This is a genomic window from Streptococcus sp. 53 (genome assembly GCF_013276565.1).
Lineage (GTDB): Bacteria > Bacillota > Bacilli > Lactobacillales > Streptococcaceae > Streptococcus.
Genome location: NZ_VMLG01000052.1, coordinates 1 through 4,691, shown reverse-complemented (window position 1 = coordinate 4,691; position 4,691 = coordinate 1). Strand labels below are relative to the sequence as shown.

Sequence of the window (4,691 nt, the reverse complement as noted above, 5' to 3'; positions counted from 1 at the left end):
TACTATTATACCGACTTTTCAAACTTTGTCAACACCTTTTTTAAAATTTTTTAATTAATTTTTTCTATGGTAACTTCTCAAAGTAACTTCCACCATAGCGGAACTTAATCTGAAACGCTTTCAGATGAGGGGATTTTGTGCGCTCTTTTTTTCGATTCATTTTGGCTACAAAAGCGATGAAATCAAGCATGATTAAAACCAGTGGAACTTACCCTGACACGGATCTCCACTGGTTTTTAGGATTTTTATCAGATTAACTTCCACTTGGATTAGCAGTAGAACTTAGTTTGGGAATTTACCTTTTTTTCAAATCAACTTTTTCAACTTATAGTAAAAAGAGCCAGAATTGTACTGACTCTTCTATTGTTCATTAAACTTAGAAGCACGTTCTTCTCCCCACCAATAGGGCATTAGTTCTGCGACTTTAACTGTTTTTCTTGTATCATAGTCCATCATGAATTCTGCATCTTTATTTTCAGCATTCAGTTCTAAAAGGAATTCTCTACAAGCACCGCAAGGCATGGCTGAACTTCCACCATAAGGTGGTTTGTCTCGAAAGGCTAATACTTTTTTAACCTTAGTTTGTCCTGAAAATTGGTACATATTGAAGAGAGCTGCCCGCTCTGCGCAGAGATGGAAAACACCACAGGTTCCCTCCATACAGAATCCTGTAAATATTTGTCCATCTTCTGCTTCTACTGCAGCTACAACATGATTGGCATAAACAAAGTCTGATACTTCATGTGGATTGTATAGCTTCTGTGCTTCTTCGTACATCTTTTCCCAGATGTCCATTATTGTACCTTTCTTACTTAGAGATTTCTTTTAGCATGTTTTCGATATGCTGGATTGATTTTTCACGACCTAACAAGAAGATAGTATCTGGCAATTCTGGTCCATGCATTTCACCTGAAACAGCGATACGAATAGGCATGAAAAGATTTTTCCCTTTAATACCTGTTTCTTTTTGGACTGCTTTAATTTGTGGGAAGATATTCTCTGCCACAAATTCATCATCTGTCATCGCTTCAAGTTTTGCTTTGAAGGCTTCAAGAACTGTTGGGACTGTTTCACCCGCCATGACTCCGCGCTCTGCTTCGGTCAATTCTGGGAAATCTGAGAAGAAGAGATCTGTCAATGGGATAATCTCATCTACTGATTTCATTTGTGGTTTATAGAGCTCAACTAATTTTTCAGCTTTGTCAGTCAATCGACCTGCTTCCTCTAAGAATGGTTTTGCCATTTCAAAGATAGTTTCTAGGTCTGCCTTCTTGATATAATCATTGCTCATCCAGTCGAGTTTCTTCTGATCAAAGGCTGCTGGAGACTTGCTCAGGCGGTTTTCATCGAAAAGTTTAATCAATTCTTCACGAGAGAAGATTTCATCTTCGCCACCTGGGTTCCAACCAAGAAGAGCAATAAAGTTAAAGACTGCTTCTGGTAAATAGCCTTTTTTACGGTAGTCTTCAATAAACTGAAGGGTGTTGGTGTCACGTTTAGACAATTTTTTCCCAGTTTCAGAGTTGATAATCAAAGTCATGTGACCAAACTCTGGAGCTTCCCAACCAAGTGCTTCATAAACCATGAGCTGTTTTGGTGTATTAGCAATGTGGTCATCTCCACGGATTACGTGAGAAATTTGCATATCATGGTCATCGATGACAACGGCAAAGTTGTATGTTGGGTAACCGTCTTTCTTTTGGATAACCCAGTCACCACCGATATTGCCACCTTCAAATTCGATATCACCTTTGACCATATCATGCCACTTGTAGATACCTGACTCATTGACAGCCAAGCGAACTGTTGGGATGATTCCTGCTGCTTCACGTTCTGCGATGTAAGCTGCTTTTTCTTCTTCACTCATACCCAGGTATTCATTGATGTAGCGTGGTGTTTCGCCAGCTGCTTCTTGGCGTTCGCGTTCCGCTGCCAACTCTTCTTCTGTAACGTAAGATTTGTAGGCTTTTCCTTCAGCTAGCAATTGGTCGATGTATTTTTGATACAAGTCCAAACGTTCAGACTGGCGGTAATTTTCATGTGTTTCTGGGCTTTCATCCCAATCCATGCCTAACCAACGAAGATTTTCAAGCTGTGAACGTTCACCATCTTCGACATGTCGTTTACGGTCAGTATCTTCAATACGGATAATAAAAGTTCCACCGTGATGACGTGCATAAAGGTAGTTGAATAATGCTGTACGGGCATTCCCGATGTGTAGTAGTCCTGTTGGACTTGGTGCGTAACGTACGCGGATATCTTTTGACATAGTTTCTCCTATAAAGTCTCTAGGCGTCTGCCTTTTTGCTCTCTATATTATATCACAAGTCTTGGCTGAGTCCAATTTCTATGAATAAAGAGAGTAAAAAGAGTGGGCAAACCACTCTTTTCTTCTATTATAGACGTGCGTTAAGTTCTTTGCTTAATTCTTCAAATCCTGGTTTTCCAAGAAGGGCAAACATGTTACGTTTGTAAGCTTCAACACCTGGTTGGTCAAATGGGTTGATAGCATTCAAGTAACCTGAAAGGGCAATTGCCAATTCGAAGAAGTAGATAGTGTAACCAAGAGTGAAAGCGTCTTGCTCTGGAAGAGTCACGTACATGTTTGGTACATCACCATCTGTGTGGGCAAGAAGAACACCATCAGTCGCTTTTTTGTTTACAAAGTCAACGTCTTTTCCTTGAAGGTAACCAAGTCCGTCAAGGTCTTCTTCCAAGCTAGGGATAATCACGTTTTTACGAGGTTTGTCAACACGGACAACTGTTTCAAACATGATACGAGTTCCTTCTTGGATAAATTGACCAAGTGAGTGCAAGTCAGTTGAGAAGTTGGCTGAAGTTGGGTAGATACCTTTTTGGTCTTTTCCTTCTGATTCACCAGCCAATTGTTTCCACCACTCTGAGAAGTACTGAAGTGATGGCTCGTAGTTTACCAAGATTTCAGTTGCATAGCCTTTACGGTAAAGGATGTTACGAACAGCTGCGTATTGGTAAGCTTCGTTTTCAGAGATTTTATCTGAAGTGTAGTCTTTGCGAGCTGCATTCGCACCTTCCATAAGAGCTTTGATGTCAGCTCCTGATGCTGCGATTGGAAGCAAACCAACGGCTGTCAATACTGAGAAGCGTCCACCGATGTCATCTGGAACAACAAATGTTTCCCAACCGTTAGCATCTGCTTCAACTTTAACAGCACCTTTTTGGCGGTCAGTTGTTGCATAGATACGTTTGTTTGCTTCTTCTTGACCGTACTTCTTAACCAAGAGTTCTTTGAAGACACGAAAAGCAATCGCTGGTTCAGTTGTTGTACCTGATTTAGAAATCACGTTTACTGAGAAGTCTTTATCAGCTACGTACTCTACCAAGTCAGCAAGGTAAGTAGATGAGATTGAGTTTCCTGCGTAAAGGATTTGTGGAGCCTTGCGTTCTTCTTTTGTTTGCAAGTTAGCAAAGTGGTGGTTCAAGAAGTCGATTGCTGCTTTAGCACCAAGGTAAGATCCACCGATACCGATTACAACCAAGACATCGCTGTCTGATTTGATTTGCTCAGCAGCTTTCAAGATACGGTCAAATTCTTCGCGGTCGTAGTTTTCAGGAAGGTCCAACCATCCCAAAAAGTCGCTACCAGCACCAGTTCCTTTACGGATCAATTCATCTGCTGCTGTTACTTGTGATTGCATGTATTCCACTTCATGTGGTGCAACGAATTTGTCTAAAACTTTTGAATAATCAAATTTAATATGTGACATGTTATTCCTCCAATATTTCTTCTTTTCTATCATAACGCTTACCTTCGTTTTTTTCAAGTTTTTTTGTCGAATTTCTCCAATTTTTATCAGAATTCAAACGTTTGCGTAAAAATGCCGCATTCCAAAAATTTTGAAAAAATAAAAGAAAGAACGACTAGATGTCCCAGTCGTCACAGTTCATTCAATAAATACTCAAATAATTCTAAATTGCCATCTTCTTCATTAACCAGAAACTCTGGATGCCACTGCAAACCGATAATGCGGTGTTCATCGATAGATTCAATCGCTTCGATGGTCTGGTCTCTTGGATCAATAGCAGTTACACGAAAATTAGGTGCCAAATCTTTAATGCTTTGACGATGGACCGAGTTAACCTGACTTTCTTTTCCAAATAGCTTGGCCACCACGCTTCCCTCCACTGTCTCAATAGAGTGAGATGTTCCGAAAGGTAGGCCTTGCCAGTGACCTTCGATTTCTTGATTGAGGGTTCCACCAAAGGCAACATTGACAAGTTGAACACCGCGACAGATTGCCATAATTGGTTTATTCTGACGAAGCGCTTCTTTCAAGAGGGCCAGTTCAAACTCATCACGGACTAGATTGTAATCATCACTCTCGATGGTCTTTTTCTCTCCATAAAACTGAGGATGGACATTTTGACCGCCTGTCAAAATCAATTTGTCAATCATTTCCACATAATCGCGTACAACTGACTCATCACCAACAGGAATGACTAAAGGGAGACCACCGACTTGACGAATGCTCTCTGCGAATCTACAAGATACAGATGAATGAATGTTTTTTCCTTCTGCGTCTACGGGACATAGATTTGCAGCAACTCCTACAACCGTTCTAGCCATGATGCTTCTCCTTTCGAATATTAACACTCTTCGAAAATCTCTTCAAACCACGTCAGCGTCGCCTTACCGTATATATGTTACTGAC

The 4,691-nt window shown here is 40.6% G+C and carries 4 protein-coding genes; all 4 read right to left on the bottom strand.

Features of this window, described 5'->3' with window-relative positions; genetic code table 11:
* Window positions 1–360: 360 nt before the first annotated feature.
* The 4 genes from HT722_RS10205 to HT722_RS10190 all read right to left on the bottom strand — a co-directional run bounded on the left by HT722_RS10205 (window position 361) and on the right by HT722_RS10190 (window position 4,606).
* Window positions 361–795, bottom strand: coding sequence for a cytidine deaminase (locus HT722_RS10205; protein ID WP_173278852.1), 435 nt, complete (start codon window positions 793–795; stop codon window positions 361–363).
* Between the two features lie 13 nt (window positions 796–808).
* Window positions 809–2,269, bottom strand: coding sequence for a glutamate--tRNA ligase (gltX, locus tag HT722_RS10200; RefSeq protein WP_112445482.1), 1,461 nt, complete (start codon window positions 2,267–2,269; stop codon window positions 809–811).
* A gap of 127 nt (window positions 2,270–2,396) precedes the next feature.
* On the bottom strand, window positions 2,397–3,746 hold the full coding sequence (locus tag HT722_RS10195; RefSeq protein ID WP_000018268.1) for a glucose-6-phosphate isomerase: 1,350 nt from the start codon (window positions 3,744–3,746) through the stop codon (window positions 2,397–2,399).
* Between the two features lie 170 nt (window positions 3,747–3,916).
* A complete protein-coding gene (locus tag HT722_RS10190) occupies window positions 3,917–4,606 on the bottom strand; it encodes a gamma-glutamyl-gamma-aminobutyrate hydrolase family protein (RefSeq protein WP_000124770.1) in 690 nt (229 codons plus the stop codon).
* Window positions 4,607–4,691 lie beyond the last annotated feature (85 nt).

Coding starts and splice junctions, on each gene's coding strand:
- HT722_RS10205 (WP_173278852.1), bottom strand. CDS start 795: ATGGACATCTGGGAAAAGATGTACGAAGAAGCACAGAAGCTATACAAT.
- gltX (WP_112445482.1), bottom strand. CDS start 2,269: ATGTCAAAAGATATCCGCGTACGTTACGCACCAAGTCCAACAGGACTA.
- HT722_RS10195 (WP_000018268.1), bottom strand. CDS start 3,746: ATGTCACATATTAAATTTGATTATTCAAAAGTTTTAGACAAATTCGTT.
- HT722_RS10190 (WP_000124770.1), bottom strand. CDS start 4,606: ATGGCTAGAACGGTTGTAGGAGTTGCTGCAAATCTATGTCCCGTAGAC.